This is a genomic window from Dyadobacter sp. HNCC25DJ185 (assembly GCF_056895195.1).
Genome location: NZ_JBXHAR010000002.1, coordinates 449,659 through 474,974, shown reverse-complemented (window position 1 = coordinate 474,974; position 25,316 = coordinate 449,659). Strand labels below are relative to the sequence as shown.

Below are 25,316 nucleotides of genomic sequence, written 5' to 3'. Positions count from 1 at the left end.
TTGCGAAAGTCCTGCCACGTCCATTGCAGAAAGCGGCGCGTTACGGATTGTACCTTCTGTTGTAAAATAAACCTCCTAAAAACGACGCCGGCGCAAAAATGAAAATCGCGAGCAGCTGTGTCCAATGATTGCCGCCGGATTTGAACATGGAAAAAGCGGCAAACCCCGCTATGATAAATGCCAATACATTATTAACGCAGTGGCCGCGTATCCTGGCGATCAGCCTGGTTACCATTCCCGCAATGAAGGACGAAACTGTACCATAAACAGCCGAAAAAACGGCAAAAACCATGGTTGGATCCCCGTGCGGTTTTTGTCCCGACAGTTTAAAAAGAGCCAGGGATGCCGCTGCAAAAATGGCATAACCTGCGATCACGCTCAAGATTTTCCTTACCATAGTCACTTCTGTTTTTTACTGCCGCTAATTTACCCGAAACCGGCCAAAAAAAACGATATTCTTCATCGGGGCGCAGGCAGATGCGATCATTGAAAGTCCGGCTATCAGAAGGTACAGGTGAGCAGCATTGAAAGATTTGGTTAAGCTTGTTTCGTGACTATTGGTGAACGAAGGATAACGATGTCACACCGGTAGCGAAACGATAAATACCGTATATGCACCTTCCTTGCTCTCAATATCCATTTTGCCGCCGTGGGACTTAAGAATATCGTAGCTCAGGGATAAGCCCAGTCCGGTTCCTTCGCCCGTGGGTTTGGTAGTGAAAAAGGGCTGCAGAATTTTGTCTTTGATCGCGTCCGGGATACCGGTACCATTGTCCATGACCCTGATCTCGACAAATTTATCATTCAAAGCGGTACTGACTTGCAGTTCCGGCTGGTAACCTTCTTCACCACTCTTCTGACGCTGGCGCAGGGCGTAAAACGCGTTGTTGAATAGGTTGATCAGTACCCGTCCGATATCCTGAGATAGGATGGCAAGCTTCGGCAGGCCGAGCTCAAAACGGGTTGTTATCTTGAAATTAAAACTGTTATCCTTTGCCCGGATTCCGTGATAGCTGAGTTTTAGGAATTCATCCGCCAGTGCGTTGATATCAGCGAGCTCTTTTTCCCCTGAGTTTTTGCGCGAGTGCTGCAGCATGCTTTTGACAATCCCGCCGGCCCGCTGGCCGTGGTGCATGATCTTCTGCAGGTTTTGTTTAATGTCCGTGGCAATGATGAGTGCTTCTTCCTGGTCGCCATTTTTTAGTTCCTGTTCCATTTCCTCAGCGAGTTCCAGACTTACCTCGGAAAAGTTGTTCACAAAGTTCAGCGGATTCTGGATTTCGTGTGCAATACCCGCAGTAAGTTCGCCCAGTGACGCGAGTTTTTCCGATTGAATAAGCTGTTGCTGGGTGCTTTTTAATTCGTCGATCGTTTCGGAAAGTTGGTCCCGCTGGGCGGTGATTTCTTCCTGCTGTGCATTAAGTTCCTCATTTGCCTCGCTCAGCTCCCTTGTCCTCAGATTGATCCTTTCCTCTAATTGCTGGTTTTCACGGAGCAGGGTACGCGAGCGGAAATAAATGTAACTCCGGAGCAATACCGCGAAAGCAAGTGCATAAAGCAGATAGGCCCACCAGGTGAGCCACCAGGGAGGCATGATTTCAAAAGCGATTCTGGCTTCGTTTGGACTCCAGATACCATCCGAATTGCTGGCTTTTACCCTGAAAGTGTAACTGCCAGGCGAAAGATTGGTATATACAGCAGAGCGGTGTGTACCTGCCTGCACCCAATCTGTGTCATAACCCTCCAACTGGTACATATACTGATTTTTAGGGGCGTTTTTGTAATGCAGGCCGACGTAATCAAACCTGAGCCTGTTCTGCTCATGGGTCAGTCTCAAATGCTCCCGTTCAAATGCGGGCAAAACGACGTCCGTGCTTTGATCGCTGCCCCTGATTGGCTGAACATAAGAAATGGACTCGATCAGTACCTGGGGAGGAACCGTGTTAATGGTGATTTTCGCCGGGTCAAATGTGATGAAGCCTGAGTAGTTGCTGAGTAAAATTTTTCCGTCGGCCAGTCGTGCGGTGGCAGAGGTCAGGTGGCTTTCCGGCAGTCCCTGTTCTTTGGTAAAAGATTGAAAAGTCTTTCTCTCGACATCGAAACGGGACAATCCACGCGTGGTCGATAGCCACAGATGGCCTGCGCTGTCTTCGGCGATTCCTGTGATCCCATTGGACAAAAGACCGTCTTTTTCGGTGAAAAGCCGGGAAGTTCCTGTCTTACGATCGAACAAATGAAGGCCATACACCTCCGAGCCCACCCAAAAGCGGCCCTTTTGATCTTCATAAATGGAGCCGATCTGCCTTAAACCTTTTTTTGTATCGAAATAAGCTTTGAATTTACCGGTCGAAGGGTCGAAACGGTTGAGTCCCCCGTTTGCCGTCCCAATCCAAATTGTGCCCTGCCGGTCTTCATAAATGCAATTGACGGTAAAATCGTCCAGTTCGCCGTCCGGCTTCTTAGTTTCCCTGAAAGTAAAAGGGAACCGGGTGAAATCTTTGGTTTGATGATTGTACCTGCAGACACCCTGGTTGAACGAACCAATCCAAACGTCATTTTTGCTGTCTGTAAATATAAAGTTGATCATGTCGCTGCTTGGACTGCGCGGGTCGGCCGGATCATGTTTATAGAACCTGAAGCTTTTAGTCAGCAGATCATAGCTGAACAGGCCCCTGAAATTGTAATTTCCTTTCACCAGGGCACCCCACAAATGATTGGATTGATCGATCGCCATTTTCAGGACGATATCTACTTTTTCCACCTGGGACGGTAGGTCCAGTTTGCGGAACCGGTTATCTTTGATATTCCAGAAATACAGCCCTTTGATGCTGGCCAGTAGATAGGTATCGCGACCTGTTTGCGCCAAGCCATACAGATAACTACCCGGATAGCTCCCGGGATCGGACATTTCCTTTTTATATTGGTTAAATAATGAAAACTCCTTTTTCAGCCGGTGTACGCCCTCCCGGTCCCTGAACCACAGACTGCCGGACCGGTCCCGAAAGGCAGATTGAAAATAGTAAACCCTGTTAGGGTCTAACTCATCTTTGAACAGATTATTCTGATTGAAGAATTGATGGGTTACCGGGTTGAAATTAAGAATGCCATTGGCTATCGAAAGCCACAGCAGGCCGGTATCATCCTCGGTAATGGTAAAGACTTCCGGCGTGTTGGTATGATTCAAAAAGCTGTCTACACGATAATGAAATAGCTTTTCACGCTTTGCGTCGAGCTGGGAAAGTCCCTGGTTGCTCCCGATCCAAAGCCGTTTCTCTTCGTCTTCAAAAAATGAAAAGACGGAACCCAGATCGTTTGCCTTCAGTCCTTCAAACGGATAAGCCTTAAAAGTGTGATCAGCCGTGTTGAATTTGATGATGTCCCGAAATTCGTTTTTTGAAGTAAGGTCCGCGAAATACAGTGTATTCGGATCGGACGGCGACTGATAGAGCTTGCTGATCACCTTTTGCCGCGTGCTGTCCGTCTCCGTCAAATACCCTTTAAACCGTTTGCTCCGACGATCAAAAGTGTACAGGCCATTTTTGCTGGCTATCCAAAGATTTCCGCCCTTGTCTTTGTACCAGTTCAGGAACACATCCAAAAGGGGGATCTGGTCTGCCACCTTCATGTCCGGCCCGAAGGTTCGGAATTTTTGAGTGTCTGGATCAAACTGGTTCAGGTACCCGATATTTTTGGCATGCGAATAGGTGTAAAAATAAAGGATACCGGCACCATCTTCCCTGATGCTGTGCACATCATTGGTAGCGAGCCCGGTTTTCTGGCCATTCCGACTTTTAAACTGGGTGAAATTGTCGGTATTCCGGTTGTACCTGAATGCCCCGTCATAGAATGTCCCTACCCAGATATTTCCTTTCGAATCCTCAAATAGCTCCTGGATGTTCAGCGAAATAAGGTCCTGGGGTTTGTCGGTTTCCAGTTTGTAGACTTTTTTGACGTACCCGTCATACCTGACCAGCCCGTTTTCGGTCCCTATCCAGATATAACCAAACTTATCCTGAAGGCACTTGGTGACACGTGCGCTGGGCAGGCCGTTTTCGACATTGACATGCTCGTACTGAGGCTGGTTATTCTGTGCAGAAGCAGAAATGGAAAGACCGACGGCAAGCAGTAAGTATAGAATCTTGATCATGGAAAGGCCGCAATAGCGGGGAGATTTTCGAAAGTACAAAATCCGGGGTGTCGACTAATCTACTAAATTTTTCTAACGACCGCTCCGTACAAGCAGGCGAAACTCGCAAAACCGCTTTATCAGGAGCATTTAATCCCTTTTACACAGCTGTTTAAACCTGTCGCGTTCGTGATCATGCATTTGTGACCGATTTTTCTAAAATCGGCCCGATTGAAGTAATCAAGAATTGATTTTTGACCTAGCTTTGTGTAGTTAGCCGGTTACACCCTAAACCATTGACAATGAAAACGCTCCTTACCTTCACGCTCCTGTTTTTCTGCAACTTTCAGAGCCGTGCGGCCGCTGACTCAACAATCCGCTTTACAAAGTCGGACTGGGAACAGACCTTACAAAGTGCCCGTGAGCAAGGGAAACAGATATTTTTGTACGCTTACACGCCGTCGTGCAGGTATTGCAGGCAAATGGAGAAGGAGGTTTTCACGAAGCCCCAGGTAGCCGATTTTTACAATGTCAACTTTATCAGCTATAAAATCAACATCGAAGATAAGGCAGGTGGGGAAGCTCTTGCAAAACAGTACGGGATCGTTGGTTTTCCTACTTACATTTTTTTTGACAAGGACGGGAGAAAGGTGCACCAGAGTTCATCATCCAAATCGCCGGAAGATTTTATTGCAGACGGTAAAAATGCTTCCGATCCGCAAGCCGCTCTATTTTCGCTGCAGGGAAAATATGATCAGGGAGACAGGTCGGAGAACTTGCTTTTAAATTATAGCAAAGCACTGGGCTTTTATCAAAATCCTGAGAACCCGCAGGAAAAGGTAGCAGGTGAATATCTGAGTACACAGTCGGCCAGCCAATTGGCGTCCGAAACTAACCTGCGGTTTATATTTACACGCTATCTTGGATTTGAGGCGGCCACTACGCAGTATTTTCTTGCAAATCAGCAAAAGTTTATTCCTTTATACGCCGCAGAGGAAGTTGAGCATAAAGCTCTGCGAGTCATTACGTTCAGGGCAGGTGAGGCGGGGCGCAGCAAAGATCCGGGTATGTTCTATGATTTGAAGCAAACTATCGTTTCTGCCGGTATGGATACCAGCAGGTACTTTGCTTTGGCGCAGATCTATTTTTACAATGGACAACAGGATTGGCTTAACTACGCAAAATCCACTGCAAAATATGGAAAAACCGAGGCAGGCAATGACTGGCAGACTTTGTACGAAACAGGGGCTTATCTGAGGGCCTTTGCCAAAGACAAAGAAACCCTGGCAATTGGTGTACAGATCATGGAGCAGGTGATCGGAATGAATAAGCGTTACGAAAACCTGTCCATTTACGCCTCACTTCTGAGCAAGATCGGGCAGCGGACATTGGCGTTGAATGCAGCGAAGGAAGCGGTGAAGTTAGCCAGGGATACAGGCGAAGACAGTAGCGATGCAGCCGAACTGGTGTCCGAGCTCACAGCTTCAAAAACGAAGAAACTATAACGATCAGAGGACTTGGTACCGGGATCATGGACAAGCCTATGCCGGCATGAGCAATTCGTCGATGGCCGGATAGCCCGTAGGGAGGGATATGGCATCTGCTTTTGCACCTGCCTCTAGCAATATCCTGACCGACTCTGGCGAACGCCGCTCCATCCAATAAGAATGCACACAGGCGCGGACCGCCAGTTGCAAGGGGGTCCTTCCGTTCCGGTCAGGCGTATCAATGGGTGAGCCCCTCTCGGCCAGCAGCGCTACCACCTCATGACTGGCGCGCCAGGCAGCCACGTGAATGGCCAGGCTGTCTTTGGGGATTTCAAAATACCCGTCACCATCAGTAAAAGGGGCATCCGGGCTAATGCCTAGGTCGAGGAGCTGCCTTACGCCATGCACATTGCGTGCTCCGGCAAATTTCGCAAGCAGCCTGCCGCCCATACCAAGCAGTTCGGGCAAAAGTGCCGGGTCTTGCTGTAAAATGCTTTTTGCCAATGTGCTATCGGCAAATGCGCAGGCTTCTATGAACTGGTCAAGGCCATTCAGCACATAAGGTAAACCTCGTTTTCTGAATGCTGCCAGCACATCGCTCCGTCCTTCCCGGGCGGCCAGTGCTGCGGCTGTGATACCGTTGCAATCCAATCCCGGATCGGCCCCATGGTCCAGTAAAAGTGATATAATCGAAATGTGGTTGCACCGCGTCAGGGCATGCTGGAAAGGAGAGGTGTAGGTCCACCGCCCATTCGGGTTCACGCCTCGTTCCAGCAGGTATTTTGCGCCGTCGTAATCATGGAAGTCGTGCTTGCGGATGAGCATCAGCACCTGGTTTTCGTCGGTGACCTTGCCGGTTTCGACTAATGCCATCATCGCAGCATTCTCGTGCGTTTCAGGAGAATGGTAAACCGCCTCGATATCGTTTGGGTCTGCACCATATTCCAGCAGCAGTTTGGTCATTTGTTCATGGTGGGCTATCCCCGCAGCGCCATAAAGCGCAGTTTCAAACTCAGGATAAGCGCCGTGGGTCCAAAACCCCGAGTTCGGATCAACCCCGGTGTCCAGTAATATTTTTGCCGCCGCCAGAAAATCACCGCTTGCCTCTTTGTCAAGCCTGAGATATTTGGACATACACAAATAAACCAATGCGTTACCGCCAAAAGGCGCCGCAATACGCGTCGCACTGGCGGGATCGGCGTCGATGAATTCGCGGACGAGTTCCGGATTGCCTAATATCGCAGCCGTAAATAAGCTATGGCTGGTGAGTTCCGGATACAATGCCAACATAGCATCTGCCTCGTCAAGTGATCCGTGCCAGATCGCAGCGCGGATAAAGGCGGTCTGCATATCTTCTGCAGCTAAATGTTCGGGTCTTTCAGCCATCGCCGTTTTTTGATTTTTAATATGGAAAGTTAAGAAATAGGAAAATTTACCATGCCAGTTATTTGACAAATACGAAAGAAATACTAATTTTCGTCCGATCAAACAATTAGCGATGGAAAAGATAGCTACACCGGCACGGATGGTGCCGGGCGACCGCATTGATGCGATCGATTTCGTACGCGGGCTTGTCATGGTGTTAATGGCCATCGATCATGTCCGGGTTTATTCCGGATTACCGGCGGGAGGGGCGGAGCCCGGTATTTTCTTTACGCGATGGATCACCCATTTCTGCGCGCCGGTGTTTGTGTTCTTGTCCGGTACGAGCGCCTATTTGTATGGTTTAAAACTGCATGACCAATCAAAACTGTCGGGGTATCTGCTTACCAGGGGGATATTGCTGGTGGTACTCGAGTTGACCGTCATTCGTTTCCTGTGGACCTTCAACCTGGATTTTTCCAGTTTTATGCTGGCTGGCGTGATCTGGATGATCGGCTGGTGCATGGTTTTCATGGCTGCTCTGGCGAGGCTGAAGCCAGCAGTCGTCGGTATCATCGGATTGCTGATCATTTTCTTTCAGGACGTGTTTGCGTTAGTCCCCGGCCTGCTGCCCGAATCGTTCCGACTTTCTTTTGGCCGTTTCTGGGCGTTTATTTACACGTCCGACCTGGAGGGCCCCCCGGGGATCACGATTCTTTATGTGCTCGTGCCATGGATTGGCGTGATGGCGGCTGGCTATGCATTTGGCGTATTTTTTACGTCAGAAAGGGCTAGAAGGCAGAAAACATTTATGCTGATAGGCAGCGTTTCGATCGTTGCTTTTGTGTTGATTGGCAGTTTTGAAATCCTGAATAATCCTGAAAATGGAGCCGATATACCGTTCGTCATGCGGTTGCTCAATCAGCGGAAATACCCTGCCTCGCAACTTTACCTGCTGATGACGCTCGGGCCGGCGGTACTTTTACTTGCTTTTACCGAAAATGTCCGAAGTACACTAGGTAAGGCGATTGTAACCATCGGGCGGGTCCCGTTTTTTTATTATCTACTGCACATTCTCGTGATCCACCTCAGCGCATTCCTGGTCCAGCTGATTCTTTTCCGACAGGTTTTTGCCGAAGGCTATGCAACCGCCCCATACAGCCGGCTTCCGGAGCAGTACCACTGGAACCTGAGCACGCTTTACCTCGTGTTTGCGGTAGATGTGATCGTGCTTTATTTGATATGTAAATGGTATGCTTCCTACAAAGCGGGTCATCCGGAAAAAACCTGGCTCCGTTATCTCTGAATTGCATTAAGCTGTAAAAAAATGAAAGGAACGAATCTTGGTGAATTTGAGGAACTGATCTTACTGATCGTCGGCGTGCTGTATGACAATGCTTACGGCGTCGCGATCCAGGAGGAACTGGAACAACGCTGCGACCGTAAAGCAACGCTCAGCACAATTCATGTTGCCCTGCACCGCCTGGAAGAAAAGGGATATCTCGAATCGCGGTTCGACGGGGCTACCCATGAGCGGGGAGGACGGCGAAAATTGCTGTTCCGCATGACCACCTATGGTCAGAAGTCGCTGGCCAATGCCAGGGAAATGCGCAATGAACTGTGGCACGCCATTCCGCAAACGGCATTCAACCTGGCTGTATGAGAACACCTGCCGATCATGATCCACCCCAATGGATTACCAGGATCCTGACAGCCTTTCTGGAGAGCCGTACCCTCGAAGCGTCCCTGGGCGATCTGGAAGAGAAATTCCGGCACCGGTTGAAAAAGGGTTTTTCGCCCTGGAAAGCCAAAACACTGTTTGCACTGGAAGCATTGGGTTTTCTGAGAATGGCCCGGATGCCGCGATATGCGTCCCTGCAGCGCACCGTACACGTATTCAACCATACTCTTTTGTTTTTTGGCAGATTGGTCAGAAGAGATCCCGGCTATTATGCAGCCTCACTGCTTGGTTTGGCGTTCAGCCTTACGTCGTTCATAATGATCATGTTTTTTATCCATGACGAACTTTCCTACGACCAATTTCATAAGCATAAAGGCCGCCTTTACAGGCTGAATACCCATCTGAAAATCAGTGACGTCGAGTACCATATGGTTACCTCCGCCTTTCCCGCTGCGGCGGCGTTGCAAGCCTCCATTCCCGAAGTGGAACGGACCGTGCGGATCCTTCCTGACGAAACAGAGCTGGCGATGGGCCCGGAAAAATTCCAGGAAAAGATCGCGTGGGTCGATCCGGCTTTCTTTGAGGTATTTTCTTTCCCTTTTCTGGCAGGTGATGAGCGTACCGCATTGAATGACCCCGCCAGCATCGTTTTGACGGAGACGACGGCTCACCAATATTTCGGGGCGGAAAGTGCTTTGGGCAAGACCATTGAATTATATGGTAGGCCGCTGATTGTGAAAGGAATAATTAAAGATATCCCCGAGCAATCGCATCTCAAATTCAAAGCAGTTGTGCCGCTGTCTTTTCAACTGAACCGCTGGAACGAGGAAACGGGCAAAGAAGGGAGGGAAAATAAATGGCTTTGGATCGGTGCTTATACCTATGTGCTCTTAAAGGAAGGGCATTTGAGGGACCAGGCCGTTTCGAAACTGAGATCCATCGTCAATATCCACTTCCCCGACCGGTACAAGCAGGGCGGTGCCCTGGCTTTACAGGCTTTGACAGATATTCACCTCTCCCAGGGCATGAGCAATGAAATGGAGCCGGGAGGGAATCTGTTACATGTCCGGCTTTTCGCGGTCGTCGCGTTCGTGGTCATGCTCGTCTCCGGTATTAACCTCGTTAATCTGTCCAGCTTCAAGATTTTCAGCCGGATGCGGGAGGTGGGCATCCGCAAGATCTTAGGCCAAAATACGTTCCGGATTGTGATGCAGCTTGCGATCGAAAGCATCCTGATCGGTATCTTGGCTTTTGGCCTCGCAGCGCTCTTGTGTGCTGTTTTTCTTCCCAAATTCAACCTGCTGGTGAGGAAAGACCTCGGTCTTTTTTCGGGCCCCAGTCTGCGGATTTTAGCCTGGACGTTTGCAGGCATTGTTTTTATTTGCCTGGCCGCAGTGGTTCGTCCTTCGCTCAGCTTTGCCCGGCGTTCCTCGCACCTGTTATTGTCGCAAAAATTCCTGGGGCCAGGTTCCGCTGGCGAGCGGAATCTGCTTGTCGGCATGCAGGTATGTTTTTCATTTGTGATGCTGGTCTTTTCTTTGGTCGTCAGCAGTCAGATCGAATTTTTCAAAAACAAAGACCTGGGTTTTAATAAGAAAGATGTGGTGCTGGTTGAGCTTAATGAGGATGTGTACAGCCATGAAGAGGCATTTAAAAATGAATTGAAAAAAGACCGTAACATAAGCGAAGTAAGCGGTGGCGCTGTTCCGGGCGACCTGCATAATGGCTGGCGGTTTGTGCCCGAAGGCGGATCACTGGAAAAGCCTTTCCTATTCCCCCTGGCCTGGGTGGATCAGGATTATCTCAGGACACTGGACATTAAGTTATTGGCGGGAGAAAATTTCAAAAACCCGAAAGCCTACGAAAAGGATTCTGTATGGCCGTTCTTGATCAACAAGCGGGCGGCCATGGAGCTTGGCTGGATTGACAACCCGATCGGCAGAAAAATGAAAATCTTTGCGGCAGGAACGACCGGGATCATGGCGGAAGGCAGGGTAGTAGGGGTGATGGACGATTACCATTTCGAGTCTTTACATAAACCGGTGAAACCCGTTGTGCTTACCCTCAGCCCGGGGTTTGGTACCGCCTTGATCCGGATGTCTGGCAAGGATTTTCCGGGGGCGATTGCGCACATTGCTAAGACCTGGAAGAAATTTTCCGGTAAGCCGCTCCGTTACCAGATGCTGGATCAGAAGCTGGATAAGTTGTATGTGAACGAAGTCAATCTCAACAACTTGATGCTGTTTTTTACCCTGGTGGCGCTGTACCTGACTTGCTACGGTATGTTTGCCATGAGCTCGCTATTGTTTTCGGGCCGCCTGAAAGAAGTAGCGATTAGGAAAGTTTTAGGCGCCAACAGGCGCGCGATCATCACGCGCTTCTATTCGCGCTATGCGGTATTTAACCTGTTGGCTGTGGTGGTCGGTGTTCCGATTGCCATGTATCTGGGTAATCTCTGGCTGCAGACTTTTCAATACAGGATCGGCCTGGATTCTTCCTTTTTTATCGAAGCCGGGATCTGCATTCTTGCGGTTGGCATGCTCTCGGTCAGTTACTACCTCATACGTGTCACTTTGAGTAATCCCGTCAAATTCTTAAGAAGCGAGTAATATGAAACCTGAATCACTTGTCCTGGTTCTTTATGCAGAAGATATACGGCGAAGCATTGCCTATTTCTGTTTTGGGCATGGTATAGATCGTGATTAAAAACCGATGAAGCGAAGATGGAAACAAATCCAAACACAGGAGTTGCAGGCAAAATACAGGACATGTGCCCGATGCTGATGGTATTCGACATGCCGGAATCCCTGCATTTTTATTGCGACATTTTAGGGTTTGAACTGGTTCAGTCGGCTGGTCCCGAAGGAGACACGGGCTGGGCAATGATGCGGCTTGGCAACATCTGGCTCATGTTGAATACCTTGTACGAACTGCCCTTCCGCCCTGCCTCGCCCGATCCTGTCCGGGTAATGGCTCATGGCGACACAACCCTCTATTTCGGAAGTCCGGACATTGACGGAATGTACCGGCACATTCAGTCCAGCGGCATTGGTGTAAAGGCACCCTACATCACCGGCTATGGTTTCAGGGCCATTGATCTGAAAGATCCGGACGGTTACACCATCGTATTTCATTGGGAAGTGGAATAGGGGCAGCTGTTCATTTGCGGACACTTCCCGTTCTTTTGCGAACAAATATTTTCATTAAGAAACACCGAAACCAGGCCAATCAGGCCAATTATTGCGCTTTTTCAAAAGTGGCACGGATTTGTACGATAAAATAGAAACTAATCACATTTACAATGCGCCGAACTTATCTGGGAGAGTTTGAGGAGATGGTTTTACTCATGGTCGCCATCCTGGACGGCGAGGGATACGGTGTCACGATCAGCCAGGCATTGGAAGAACATACCGGCCGCAGCGTCACATTCGGGACGGTCCACAATACATTGATCCGGCTGGAAGAAAAGGGTTTTGTAAAATCCGACCTGGGCGGTGCAAGTACCGAGCGGGGCGGGAGGCGGAAACGCATTTTCAAAGTGACGGCATTAGGCAGCAGGGCATTGCAGGACATCCAGCAGCTTCGCCAGGATCTCTGGAAAATGGTTCCTTCGAGCGCCTTGAAATTGAGCGGGATATGAATGCCGGGAAAAAAGCTGACGTACAAGCGCCGCCTGGCTGGATACACAAACTACTTGCGAGGTTACACCCGGAGAATACTTTGGAGGAAGTGGAGGGTGACCTGGGCGAATTGTATGAGCACTGGTACAGGAAATCCGGAAAATGGCCGGCTGATCTGAAATACCTGTGGAATGTCATGTCTGTGCTGCCGCCATTTTTGCGTCGTCGAAAACCGGCAAATCAATACGAGAAATCTTCAATTCTAAACATAGCCATGATCAGAGACTACATTAAAATTGCTTTCCGCAACCTCGCCAAGTATAAGGCGAATTCTGCCATTAACATCGTGGGGCTGACTTTCGGGATGACTTGCTTCTTCCTGATCTCGCTCTATTTGTTCGACGAATGGACGTTCGATGCATTTCACGCCAATGCCGATCGTATTTACCGGATCACCGAAAAGAAGATTTCGGAAAATGGCAAGCAAACGCATGTCGCCTCGGTAGGTTATCAGATTGGCAAATATGCGGTAACCGAATTACCCGAAGTGGAGAATGCGGTTCGGGTTACGGCACTGGGGCGCATGAATGTTTCCGATACCACCGGCAGGAATGTGTTTCTCCGGGAAGTAACCATGGCCGATCAGAACTTTTTCCCGGTTTTTGATTATAAGCTCATTGCAGGTGACCGTGCTACGGCTTTGCAGCAACCGTTTACCACTGTGGTCACCCGCCAAATGGCTAAAAACCTGTTTGGCACCGAGGATGCCGTAGGTAAAATCGTTGATACCGATGGTTTCGGCGCGCCTTTCAGGGTTACAGGCGTTTGCGAAAACGTGCCGAAAAATTCCAGCTTTCAGTTTGACATCCTATTTTCGGAAAGTACCATCCACAGTGATCAATGGTATAAGGAGCGCTCGGGAGGTGATTGGTCCTCCAATAGTTTTGTGACGTACCTTTTACTGAAAAATCATGCGAATAGTCAGTCTGTTGCGGCGAAAATCAGGAATGCGGCATTAGCTCATGCAACTGCTGAGAAAAAACCGGGCACATTCTTCTTACAGCCACTTCGCAACATTCATTTTTATTCCGAAGATATTGACAACAGCGCCGAGCGCAACAATAGCGTGGGTCGGATGGGCGATATTACTTACATGTACGTGTTTGCGGTTATCGGGGTATTTGTCCTGCTGATCGCCAGCATCAATTACATTAACCTGACGACCGCCCGTGCTTCCCGCCGTGCCAAAGAGATTGGTGTCAGGAAAGTGGCCGGTGCAAACAGGGGAAGTCTTACCTTCCAGTTTTTAATGGAATCGCTGGTGATCACATTCATCGCTTTGTTCATTGCGCTGCTCGCGGTGCAACTGGCCCTGCCGAAGTTCAATGCTTTTACGGAAAAGGCACTTGCAATGAATTTTCATTCTGATTACCGAATTTGGATGATTGTTATTTTGGCGGCGCTCTTCACAGGTTTCCTCTCGGGAAGTTACCCTGCCTTTTTACTTTCGAAGTTTCAACCATTGCTGCTGATTAAAGGTGCTACCACAACGCCGGGGACTAACAAGACCCAATTGCGACAGGGACTGGTGGTATTCCAGTTTACCTTATCTGTGGTCATGATTGTGGCCACGCTGGTGGTTTATCTGCAGCTCCGGTTTGTACGGACTAAAAACCTGGGTTTTAACAAAGAACAACTGCTTGTTGTGGATATCAACAGTGGCAAGGTGAGGGAGAATTTCCAGGCTATTAAGTCAGAGTATAGCAAGCTGGCAGGTGTGAATCAGGTATCGGTTTCTTCGCGGGTACCTGGCGAATGGAAAAACCTGGCATTGGTGGAAGTACATGTTCCCGCAGCGCCCGCAGGTGTGAAGTCAAATATGACATTTATCGGGGCTGATGAAGATTTCTTAAAAACCTTCGACATTCAATTGCTATCCGGCCGGAATTTCGGGATCAATGCACCTGCTGATTCGTCCGCGGTGCTGATCAACGAATCGGCGGCGAAAGAACTGGGGATCCGATCTGCCGGCGACCAGTGGATAGAAATTCCGCGCAGGGAGGGCAATGGAAATATGCACCTGCTGGATGTCCCGATGAAGGTACGTGTAGTGGGGATCGTTAAGGACTTTAACTTCCGTTCGCTGAGGGAAGCCATTTCACCGCTGGTGATTGGCTACCGCGTGAACCCCATCCAACTGATTGACTATTTCACGATCCGGTTGTCGGGCAAGGATGCACCGGAAACCGTGGCCCAGATGAAATACATCCTGCAAAAAATCGATCCGGAAGATTTGTTTGAATACCACTATCTGGATCAGCAACTGGCTTTATTTTACCGCGAAGATGCCCGGCGGCAGACGATCTTTATCGGCATGGTACTCGCCACTGTTTTTATTGCCTGTCTGGGATTGTTCGGGCTGTCGGCTTTCACGGCTGAGCAGCGTGCCAAGGAGATTGGGGTACGAAAAGTGCTTGGGGCGAGCGTCGGAAGCATTGTTACCTTGTTGTCCAAAGACTTTTTGAAACCCGTATTGATCGGCATTCTCCTCGCGACGCCACTTGCCTGGTACGCCATGGACCGCTGGTTGCAGGATTTTGCCTACAAGATCAATGTCGAATGGTGGATGTTTGCTTTGGCCGGCATGGCCGCGATTGGAATTGCATTGCTTACGGTTGGTTTTCAGTCGGTTAAAGCCGCATTGACGAACCCGGTTAAGACTTTACGCAGCGAATAAGCGATGAAAACCAATACGGCTCCGCCCCGCTGGATGCGCTGGTTATTGTCCCAACTGCATCCTGAAAATACTTTGGAGGAGGTGGATGGCGATCTGGACGAGCTATACGCACTTTGGTATCAAAACTTCGGAAAGACCATTGCCAGTCTCAAATACTTATGGAATGTCTTATCGGTTTTGCCGCCATTTGTGCGCCGACGAAAAACACAAAAGCAATATGATCAACCTTCAACCTTGCAGCCTGCCATGATCCGTAATTATTTCAAAATCGCCTTCCGGAACCTGAAACGCCAGGGAGTTTCTACTGCCATTAATGTAATAGGCCTCTCGATCGGCATCGCTACCTGCGTGCTGATCATGTTGTATGTGAAAGACGAATTGTCGTTTGATCGGTTCAACCGGAAGGCGGGACGGATCGTGCGCGTTGGCATTAATCTTCGGCTGAACGGACGTGATCTCGACGGTCCGACGGTAGGGCCAACGATGGCTGGTGACCTGAAAAATGAATATCCCGAGGTGCAGCAAACCGTTAGGCTCAGAAACCAGGGGGGCAAATTTGTGAGCTACGGGACCACTTCTTTCAAGGAGGAAAATATCCTTTATTCCGACCCATCGTTTTTTCAGGTTTTCACCATTCCCTTGTTAAAAGGCAATCCGCAAACTGCTTTGAAGGAACCTAATACAGTGGTCATCACCGAGGAAACTGCCAGAAAATACTTTGGAAATGCAGATCCGATCGGCAAGGCACTGGGTTTTGGGAGCGATAAGACGCCCTACCGGGTCACAGGCGTAACGGGGAAGGTCCCGGAAAATTCGCATTTCCGGTTCGATCTTCTGGCGTCGCTGACAGGCATGAGCGAAGCCAGCGAGACAGGCTGGGTTAGCAACATGAATTTTTACAGTTATCTGGTCCTGCCCGAAAACTATGACTATCAGGAACTGAAACCGAAGGTGTCCAGGCTGGCGGAAAAATATATCGGCGGCGAAATTCAAAAATATATAGGTATCAGCTTGAAACAATTCCGGGAAAAGGGAGACGATTTCGGCATTGTTCTTCAGCCATTGACCGACATTCATTTGGATTCGGGGATCAGCGGCGGTGAGTTACGGCCAACAGGCGATATCCGCAATTTGTATGTGCTGTCGGCGATTGCTTTGTTTATGCTGTTGATTGCGTGTGTCAACTTTATGAACCTGTCGACAGCGACCGCGTTGAAACGTTCGCGGGAAGTGGGAGTAAGGAAGGCGCTTGGGTCTCTCGGACGGCAGCTAAGGCAGCAATTCCTGGTTGAATCCGGCCTGCTGGCCATCGTAGCCCTCGTGATGGGCCTGATCATTGTGGCGGCGACCCTGCCTTCATTCAATCAGTTGACCGGCAAGTTGTTATCGCTGCATATGCTTTTGAATCCCTATGTCGCGGCGGGGCTGATATCCGGGACATTCATCGTTGGGTTGCTTGCAGGAAGTTATCCGGCATTTTATCTGGCGTCGTTCAAACCGGTATTGGCGTTAAAGGGCAGGTTTACAACCGGCCGCCAGTTATTGAGCTTTCGGAGCGGATTGGTGGTTTTTCAATTTTTCGTCACCATTGCCCTGATCATTGCTACCATTACCGCCGACCGTCAACTGCGATTTATGCAGGTTACAAAAGTAGGTTTTGACCAGGAACAGATGCTGGTCATCCACGACACCTATATGCTTGGAAAAAATGAAAGGGTTTTTCAGCAAAAGCTGGCCGGCAACCCGCAGGTGATTCAGTCGACGCTGTCCGGTGATGTGCCAGTGGGTGCGACCAGCTCCAGCAACAGCGCAGTGATGCCGAAGGATAATCCGGATAAAGCGGTGGTTAGCAGGCAGTATTATGTTGATACAGAATATCTTACAACGATGGGTATGCGGTTGTCGCAAGGAAGGGATTTTTCGAAAAATTTCCCGACCGATTCAAGCGCTGTCATCCTGAATGAAACAGCGGCGAGGGCCTTGGGCTGGCAAAAGAATCCCCTTGGGAAGATGATTGTGCGGTCTGATAATGATGGAACCAAACGTTATTACCAGGTGATCGGTGTGGTACATGACTTTCATTTTGAATCATTAAGACAAAAAATCGGGCCGCTGATCATGTATTTGGGAAATAACTCAGGCAGTATCATTGTCAAATCCAGGGCAGATCATTTCCCCGCACTCTTGGCTTCCCTTAAAAAGGAATGGGAATCGTTTAGTCCCGCGGCGCCATTTGCGTACTCTTTTCTGGACGAGCGGTTTGCGGATGTTTATCGCAGCGAACAAAAAACCGGGCAGATTTTGACGCTGGCCTCGGGGCTGACGATTTTTATTGCCTGTCTGGGTTTATTTGGTCTTGCGACTTTTACAGCAGAGCAGCGTACGAAGGAAATTGGGGTGAGGAAAGTACTGGGTGCTTCGGTCAGCAGTATTGTGGGTTTATTGTCAACCGATTTTCTAAAACTGATCCTGATTGCCCTGCTGCTCGCATCGCCGGTGGCCTGGTGGGCCATGGATAAATGGCTGGCTGATTTTGCCTATAAAATTACCATTGAATGGTGGGTTTTCGCACTTGCAGGTGTGCTGGCGGCTGGTGTTGCATTGTTGACCGTGAGTTTCCAAAGCATTAAGGCGGCCCTAATGAACCCCGTGAAAAGTTTGCGTAGCGAATAGCATATGAAAAACAATGCAGCTCCGCCCCGCTGGATACGCTGGTTATTGTCCTGGCTTCATCCTGAGAATACTTTGGAAGAGGTAGGGGGTGATTTGGACGAATTGTACGGATTCTGGCACCAAAAGTCGGGAAGAACGATTGCGAATTTCAAGTATATATGGAATGTCGTCTCTGTACTGCCGCCGTTTGTGCGCCAGCGAAAACGAAAGGATGAATGTTATCAATCCTCAAATTCACACCCTGATATGATACTCAATTATTTCAAGATTGCCCGGCGAAATCTGGTTCGCAACAAAGCTTTTTCGGCGATCAATATGTTGGGTTTGGCGCTGGGTATGGCCTCTGCTTTGCTCATTTTCCTTTGGATTCAGGATGAGCTAAGTATTGGCAGGCAATATGAAAATGCGCCGAATCTATATCGAATCATGGAGCGGGAGTTTACCGACGGCAAGGTTGTAGCGGATGATAATACGTGTGGTTTATTGGCCGATGAACTCAAAAAACAGTTTCCGGAAGTGGTTCACGCAGCAGGCTTTTCCTGGCAGGAAGGTCATTTGCTGGGAGCAGGTAGTCATATAGCGAGACAAACAGGTTGTTACGCTGGTGCCGACTGGTTTAAAATGTACAGCATTCCACTACTTGCCGGCACGCCTGCCACGGCGCTTAACTCACCCAATAGCCTCGCCATTTCGCGAAAACTGGCAGAAAGCTATTTTGGCAATGCGCAGAAGGCCCTCGGTAAATCGATTCAGTTTGACAATACGGTCAATTACCAGGTGACCGCGGTCTTCGAAAATCTGCCTGCGAATTCATCTGATCAATATGAGTTTTTATTAAGCTGGCAGGATTTTCTGGCCCGTAATCCCTGGGCGAAAATTTGGACCAATGCGGGCCCCGAAACCAGATTTCAACTCCGACCGGATAGCGACGCGAACAAATTCAATGACAAGCTCAAATGGTTTCTGAAAGGACGTAACACGGATTTCGGCAAAACTTTCCATATCAATCTTTTTCTTCAGCCAGAAACCGAGGCCTATCTCTATTCCAGTTTTAAGGACGGTTACCGGGATGGCGGGCGTATTGAATATGTGCGTTTGCTTGGCGTTGTGGCGGTATTCCTGTTATTAATTGCGATCATCAATTTCATGAACCTGGCCACGGCGCGGTCCGCGAAAAGGGCGAGGGAAGTGGGCGTTCGTAAGGTAGTCGGTGCAGGGCATGCATCACTCGTTGCCCAATTTATGAGCGAAGCAATGCTGTTGACAGCTCTTTCACTTACGATGGCCCTGATATTGGTCATCCTGCTTTTGCCTGTTTTTAATCAGCTGACTGACAAACAACTTGTTTTACCGTTAAGGAAGCCTGTTTTCTGGGTGAGTTTGTCAGGATTGTTGTTTGTAACAGGTTTTCTTTCAGGTAGTTATCCGGCGCTGTTTTTGTCGTCACTTAATCCTGTCAAAGTGCTCAAAGGGTCTGGCTACCTGTCACGGATTGGTAATGGTATTGGCGCGCAGTTGTTCCGGCGTGGTTTGGTGGTTTTCCAGTTCATCATGTCGATGCTCTTAATAGTCGGAACGGTAGTGGTTTACCAGCAGCTTCAATACGTTCAGACCAAGAATTTGGGATATGACCGTGAAAATTTGATCAGTATCCCTATTGAAGGGGAGTTAGCGAAAACTTATCCCGTATTTAAACAGGAACTGTTGCAGATGGCTGGTATACAATCTGTCACAAATATGTCCGGAGGTCCGTTGGGAAATGGCAACACGACCGAAAGTGTGACCTGGCCTGGAAAGGATCCTAATGCCTCCATTTCGTTCCATAATACGGCCGTTGGTTATGATTTTGCGAAGACTTTAAAAATGAAATTTATTGGCGGTCGTGATTTTTCTTCCCGGTTCGGCACCGATTCGAGTAATTATCTGATCAATCAGGCGGCAGCAAAACGTATGGGTTATAAAGATCCTGTCGGGCAGCCGCTCACTTTCTGGGGCAAGCCGGGAAAAATCGTTGGCTTGATGGAAGATTTTCATTTCAACTCACTTCACGAGCCCATCACGCCTTTGATCATTCGCCTGGCGGACGGCTATTATAGCAACATTCTGGTGCGAACACAACCAGGGCAAACGAAGGCGGCACTTGAAAGTATCAAGACACTTTACCAGAAATTGAATCCTAAATTTCCATTTGCATATTCATTTGTAGATAGCGAATACCAGCATATTTACAAAGGTGAAACAGTTGTAGGAACGCTTTCAACCATTTTCGCGCTCTTAGCTATTTTCATTGCTTGTCTTGGATTGTTCGGTTTGGCAGCTTTTACGGCAGAGCAGCGCATTAAGGAAATCGGCGTTCGGAAAGTGCTGGGCGCATCCGTATCAAGCATTGTGGCTTTGTTGTCAAAGGATTTTGTAAAACTGGTGCTCATCGCCATTGTCATTGCTTCACCGGTTGCCTGGTATGTGATGAATCAATGGCTGCTGAATTTTGCGTATAAAATTGATATAGGATGGTGGGTTTTTGCTTTGGCCGGTTCCCTGTCATTGACAATTGCTTTACTGACAATCAGTTTTCAAAGCATCAAAGCCGCACTGATGAACCCGGTCAAAAGCTTGCGCAGCGAATAAGATATGAAACGCAATCCAAGTCCGCCCCGTTGGATGCACTGGTTAATGTCCTGGCTTCATCCTGAGAATACTTTGGAAGAGGTGGTGGGTGATTTGGACGAGTTATATGAATGCTGGTGCCAGCAGTCCGGAAGAACAATTGCTAATTTCAAATACTTATTGAATGTAATATCCGTATTGCCGCCGTTTGTGCGCAGAAGAAAGCAAAAGACAAATCACAAGAGCTCATTTCTTTTTCACCCAAATATGATACGTATCTATTTCAAGATCGCCATGCGGGGCCTGGCCAAGAACAAGGTCTATTCTTTGCTCAATATGACCGGACTGGCGGCGGGAATCGCCGTGGCAGTTCTCATCGGATTATGGGTTTGGGATGAATTTTCATTTAACCGGTATCACCAAAATTACGACCGGCTGGCACAGGTGTGGATCAACCAGACCTTCAATAAAAGTACCAATAGCGGGACCGGTGTTTCTATTCCCTCTGCCACCGAAATGTCTGACAAATACGGAGCTGATTTTAAAAACACGGCCCTGGTCGCATGGAATTATCCCCATCTCCTGGTGAATGGCGACAAAAAGTTTAACATACCCGGTACTTACGCACAGCCGGCCCTTCCCGAAATGCTGTCATTAAAAATGCGGAGCGGGGATTATGCCCATGCTCTGAAAGAACCCGGATCCATTATCCTGTCAGAATCGGCTGCAATGTCACTGTTTGGGGATGAGGACCCCATGAATAAGACGCTCAGGGTCGATACCAAAAGCAATGTGAAGGTGACTGGGATTTATGAGGACATACCTTTGAATTCCGCTTTCCGGGATATGAAAATGATCATGCCATGGAGTCTGTATGTGGCTGAAACCGATTGGGTAAGGAAAGCGCAGCAGGAATGGGGACATCACTGGTTTCAATTTTTCGCCCAGCTCGCCGACCATGCCGATATGAAAAAGGTATCCCTGAAAATTAGGGACATTGAAAAGCCCCATGCTGCTTCCCGGGCAGAGCGTCCGGAATATTTTCTGCATCCCATGCGCGACTGGCATTTGTATTCCGATTTCAAGGGAGGGATTAATGTGGGCGGTGCTATCGAATTTGTGTGGCTTTTCAGTATTATAGGTTTATTTGTACTATTGCTCGCCTGTATCAATTTCATGAACCTGAGCACAGCCCGCTCGGCCAAACGTGCGAAGGAAGTGGGTTTGCGCAAGGCGGTAGGTTCGCTGCGCCGTCAGCTAGTATTTCAGTTCTTAGGGGAGTCGCTGCTTGTGGTTTTCTTTGCTTCGGTCCTGGCAGTGCTGATTGTGTTTGGTTCCCTTCCTGCATTCAATGAATTGTCGGGTAAACAGGTGAGCTTTCCATATCAGTACCCGGTTTTCTGGATGATTTTAATCGCTTTCGCACTCCTCACCGGACTAATTTCAGGGAGTTACCCGGCTTTTTATCTTTCTTCCTTTAATCCCTTGGTTGTACTCAAAGGTACTTACAGGGTTGGTACTGGGTCGGCATTGCCCAGAAAAGTGATGGTGGTAGTCCAGTTTACGGTATCGATTACGCTCATTATAGGCACCATTATTGTTTTCCAACAAATACAACATGCCAAGAACAGGCCGGTTGGTTACAATCAGGAGGGACTGTTGGAAATTAACATGAGCCCCAACCTGCTTGGCAAATATGCCCTACTCAGGGACGATCTCAAAAAATCTGGGGTGGTGTATGAAATGAGCGAGTCTTCCAGTTCTGCCACGGGTATTCAATCCAACCAGACCGTATTTGAATGGGAAGGGATGGACCCGAACTCAGCGCCGTCATTTGGGACCATCGGCTGCACGCACGATTTTGGTAAAACCATAGGATGGAAGATTGCCGGGGGAAGGGACTTTTCCCGGGACTTCTCGACCGACACGGCCGCTCTTATCCTCAACGAATCGGCCGTCAGGCTGATCGGGATGAACGATATCATCGGCAAGACGATCCGGTACAACGGGCAGCTCCGGCATGTGGTGGGAGTGGTGCGGGATATGGTCATGGATTCGCCGTATTCGCCCGCTGTGCCGACCATCTTTATGATCAGCTATTCGTGGATCAACCATATCAATGTGAAGCTCGTACCTGGTCAGCCGATAGGTCAGGCATTGAAAAAAGTAGGGGCCATTTTCCGGAAATATGACCCGGATACGCCGTTCGATTTCAAATTTACCGATCAGGAGTACGAGGCTAAATTCAGGGCGGAAGAGCGGATCGGCAAACTTTCAAGGGTTTTTGCGATGCTCGCTATCTTGATTTCCTGCCTCGGATTATTTGGGTTAGCTGCCTACACGGCAGAGCAACGTACAAAGGAAATCGGCATCCGGAAGGCATTGGGCGCAAGTGTGGTACAAATGTGGATGATGTTATCCAAGGAGTTTGTTTACCTGGTCATGGTATCATGCCTGGTAGCGTCCCCCATTGCGCTTTATTTTCTGAGAGACTGGCTGGACAAATATGAATATAGAGTTGAGCTGAGCTGGGTGATCTTTGCAGTGCCCGGCGCGCTCGCTGTGCTGATCACCATGATAACGGTTAGCTTTCAGGCCGTAAAAGCTGCGCTGGTAAACCCTGTTAAAAGTTTGCGCAGCGAGTAACCATGAAGCTCAATTTAAATCCCGGTCGACATTGCCCTATCGGACTCGTTGCTTATTCGCTCCCTTAACTTTTCGCCGGATCCGGTAATGCAGCTTTCACGTATAGAAAACTGACGGTTGCCGGCGTAATCGCCAATGCGCCAACCCCCGACACCCCGAAAACCTACCAGGAAAGATGAGTGCGGTACGGATAGTTTTGGAGTGAGCCCGGCAAGCCGGTAGTCGAAGGTATAAGCTGGTATTGAATTTGTCGAAGATCGGCGTGATCTTCCTGGTGGATTCGGAGGTCGAAACAACAGGGTTGATCCGGATATCGAGAACTTGACCCAGTTTTTGAAGAACGCGACCGCGAAGGGAGACGCGCTGTTAAAGGGCTATTCCAATGTCAGATCAGGCTGATTCCTTTCAGTAATATTTGGTACGGGGTCGTCGTTTTGCCTGACGTTAGTCAGCAGCTAAATTACATTCCTGAATGCATATACCACGAAAACTCTTGTTCCTCTCCCCATTGGCATTTTTCATCGTTTCTTGCGGCAACGACGGAGTCGACCTTGATCCGGACAACATCGTCGACACTACAGCCTTACCCTCCGACAAAACCGATTGGTGGAAACCGGCCGTGGGCGCTACGTTCGATTGGGACCTGGCGGACCTGACTGGGGAGGATCATTTTGATGCTGAGGTAGTAGATGTGGACGCATTTACAACTACCAGGGAACAAGTGGCCGCGCTACATGCGCAGGGAAAGAAGGTGGTCGCATATCTTTCGGTCGGAACCATTGAAAATGACAGACCGGATCAGAACCTGCTACCGAAAGGTGTTATCGGGAAGGTGTATGACGAGTGGCCTGATGAAAAATGGCTGGATATCCGGCAGGCGGAAAAATTGAAACCCTGGCTCACCTCCCGCTTCAATATGATCATTCAGAAGGGGTTTGACGCCATTGAGCCGGATAACCTGGATAGTTTTAGCAATGAAACAGGTTTTGCGGTCAGCGAGGCCGATACCAGGATCTATTGCGACTTCCTGATTAGCCTGGCACACAAAAACGGATTGGGCATTGGCCAGAAAAACGTTCCCGAGCTGACCGGTGAATTCAGTGTAAAATTTGACTGGGCTTTGACCGAGGACGCGTTCGATCAGGGCTGGCAGGACGATATGAAGCCGTTTATTGCAAAAGGCAAGCCCGTTTTTGCAGTTGAATACACCGATAATATGTTGCAGAGCGCTTTTTCCTCCAACGTGTGCCCTCTGTCCCAATCCCTGAAATTTTACTCGATCTTAAAGAACAGGGATTTGGACAGGCCGACATTCCATTGTAAGTAGTTGAATGGTATCAAAAAGGGTACTTGGCTCAGGTCTGATTGTCCTGAAGCCATACCACCTTTTGATCAGGCGTATGGTCTTTGCCGATGATATCCTTATACAGGTCGGGCCGACGGGCTTTGAGGTAACGATAGCCTCCCGCCAGCGTCAGCTTTTCGGGGATTAAAGTCGCTATGGCAATCGCATTGTCCAGCTCCCGGCATTCCGCAATGATATCTCCAAACGGGTCCAGGATCATCGAGCAACCATTTTTCAGCTGGTCGTCGTCCATACCGATCGGGTTTGAGAAAACGGCGTAAACCGCATTGTCGTAGGCACGGGCAGGGAGCCATTTCATCAGCCACGACCTTCCTTTCAGTCCATCAAATTCTTGCCGGAGCGAAGTGGGGTCGGCATGACGGTTGTGCCATAATACGGGATCAACAAAGCCCGCACCCGGGCGGCTGGAAGGTGTGCACATGGTGACGTGGGGCATGAAAATGATATCTGCACCCAGTAGTTTCGTAGCCCGCACATGCTCGATTATGTTGTTGTCATAGCAAATCAGTATACCGCATTTCCAGCCTAGGAGATCGAAAACAACGTATTCGTGGCCGGGAGTAAGGTGTGGGTTAATAAATGGGTGCAGTTTGCGGTACTTCGCGATCAGGCCATTTTTACCCACACAAACGTAGGCTTTGTACATTTTATCGCTTTCGTCTTTTTCAAAAAGACCAGCCAGGATAATGATATTGTTTTCGTTTGCAATGCTTGTCAGCGTCTGAATACTTGTGCCATCGGGAATGTACTCTGAGATTGCCAGCATCTGCTCGCGGGAAAGGTGCCGGGCGTAAGAATATCCGGTGATGGAACATTCGTGAAACGCGATGACCTGAGCGCCTTTCGAAGCGGCTTCCCGGGATTGCTGCCGGATGATTTCAAGATTATAAGGCTTGTTACCGCTTTGGTTTTCAAATTGTGCGGTTGCGATTTTGATGGGTTCCATGACTGTTGTTATAAATGTTGAGGCAAAAATAACAGGCTGAAAACCGGCGAAATTGTACAAATCCG

Annotated in this window: 15 protein-coding genes; 11 read left to right on the top strand and 4 right to left on the bottom strand. The window is 49.0% G+C overall.

All coding sequences use genetic code 11. From position 1 onward, the window contains the following. Positions 1-40: 40 nt before the first annotated feature. Both AC1XUF_RS07290 and AC1XUF_RS07285 read right to left on the bottom strand, forming a co-directional pair. Positions 41-397, bottom strand: a complete 357-nt coding sequence (locus tag AC1XUF_RS07290; protein ID WP_483341020.1) for a hypothetical protein — start codon at positions 395-397, stop codon at positions 41-43. Between the two features lie 183 nt (positions 398-580). Further along, entirely contained in the window at positions 581-4,147 is a 3,567-nt protein-coding gene (locus AC1XUF_RS07285; protein ID WP_483341019.1) for a two-component regulator propeller domain-containing protein, read from the bottom strand. A gap of 281 nt (positions 4,148-4,428) precedes the next feature. Here AC1XUF_RS07285 and AC1XUF_RS07280 point away from each other — a divergent pair, with 281 nt between their 5' ends. Further along, positions 4,429-5,631 (top strand): thioredoxin family protein, encoded by a 1,203-nt coding sequence (locus AC1XUF_RS07280; RefSeq protein WP_483341018.1) that lies wholly within the window; start codon positions 4,429-4,431, stop codon positions 5,629-5,631. A 36-nt stretch (positions 5,632-5,667) separates the two neighbouring features. Here the strand turns inward: AC1XUF_RS07280 and AC1XUF_RS07275 are convergent, their stop codons facing one another. Then, positions 5,668-6,999: an ankyrin repeat domain-containing protein gene (locus tag AC1XUF_RS07275; protein WP_483341017.1), complete on the bottom strand. Its 1,332-nt coding sequence runs from the start codon at positions 6,997-6,999 to the stop codon at positions 5,668-5,670. Positions 7,000-7,111: 112 nt separating this feature from the next. Between AC1XUF_RS07275 and AC1XUF_RS07270 the strand changes: the two genes are divergently transcribed. The 10 genes from AC1XUF_RS07270 (at position 7,112) to AC1XUF_RS07225 (ending at position 24,266) form a co-directional block, all read left to right on the top strand. Beyond that, complete coding sequence (locus AC1XUF_RS07270; RefSeq protein WP_483341016.1) at positions 7,112-8,281, top strand: acetyltransferase domain-containing protein; 1,170 nt, start codon at positions 7,112-7,114, stop codon at positions 8,279-8,281. Positions 8,282-8,302: 21 nt separating this feature from the next. Continuing rightward, positions 8,303-8,638: a PadR family transcriptional regulator gene (locus AC1XUF_RS07265; protein ID WP_483341015.1), complete on the top strand. Its 336-nt coding sequence runs from the start codon at positions 8,303-8,305 to the stop codon at positions 8,636-8,638. After that, a complete protein-coding gene (locus tag AC1XUF_RS07260) occupies positions 8,635-11,265 on the top strand; it encodes an ABC transporter permease (protein ID WP_483341014.1) in 2,631 nt (876 codons plus the stop codon). Before AC1XUF_RS07265 ends, AC1XUF_RS07260 begins: the two co-directional genes overlap by 4 nt. A 114-nt stretch (positions 11,266-11,379) precedes the next feature. After that, the gene (locus AC1XUF_RS07255; protein ID WP_483341013.1) at positions 11,380-11,805 is read left to right on the top strand and encodes a VOC family protein; all 426 of its coding nucleotides are present in this window, start codon (positions 11,380-11,382) and stop codon (positions 11,803-11,805) included. Positions 11,806-11,957: 152 nt separating this feature from the next. Beyond that, a complete protein-coding gene (locus AC1XUF_RS07250; RefSeq protein ID WP_483341012.1) occupies positions 11,958-12,296 on the top strand; it encodes a PadR family transcriptional regulator in 339 nt (112 codons plus the stop codon). After that, positions 12,293-15,013, top strand: coding sequence for an ABC transporter permease (locus AC1XUF_RS07245; RefSeq protein ID WP_483341011.1), 2,721 nt, complete (start codon positions 12,293-12,295; stop codon positions 15,011-15,013). Before AC1XUF_RS07250 ends, AC1XUF_RS07245 begins: the two co-directional genes overlap by 4 nt. A gap of 3 nt (positions 15,014-15,016) precedes the next feature. Further along, complete coding sequence (locus AC1XUF_RS07240; protein ID WP_483341010.1) at positions 15,017-17,686, top strand: ABC transporter permease; 2,670 nt, start codon at positions 15,017-15,019, stop codon at positions 17,684-17,686. A 3-nt stretch (positions 17,687-17,689) separates the two neighbouring features. Then, complete coding sequence (locus tag AC1XUF_RS07235; protein WP_483341009.1) at positions 17,690-20,314, top strand: ABC transporter permease; 2,625 nt, start codon at positions 17,690-17,692, stop codon at positions 20,312-20,314. A 3-nt stretch (positions 20,315-20,317) separates the two neighbouring features. Continuing rightward, a complete protein-coding gene (locus AC1XUF_RS07230; RefSeq protein WP_483341008.1) occupies positions 20,318-22,939 on the top strand; it encodes an ABC transporter permease in 2,622 nt (873 codons plus the stop codon). A gap of 472 nt (positions 22,940-23,411) precedes the next feature. Then, on the top strand, positions 23,412-24,266 hold the full coding sequence (locus AC1XUF_RS07225) for an endo alpha-1,4 polygalactosaminidase (protein ID WP_483341007.1): 855 nt from the start codon (positions 23,412-23,414) through the stop codon (positions 24,264-24,266). A 28-nt stretch (positions 24,267-24,294) separates the two neighbouring features. Here the strand turns inward: AC1XUF_RS07225 and AC1XUF_RS07220 are convergent, their stop codons facing one another. Beyond that, the gene (locus AC1XUF_RS07220; protein WP_483341006.1) at positions 24,295-25,251 is read right to left on the bottom strand and encodes a nitrilase family protein; all 957 of its coding nucleotides are present in this window, start codon (positions 25,249-25,251) and stop codon (positions 24,295-24,297) included. Positions 25,252-25,316 lie beyond the last annotated feature (65 nt).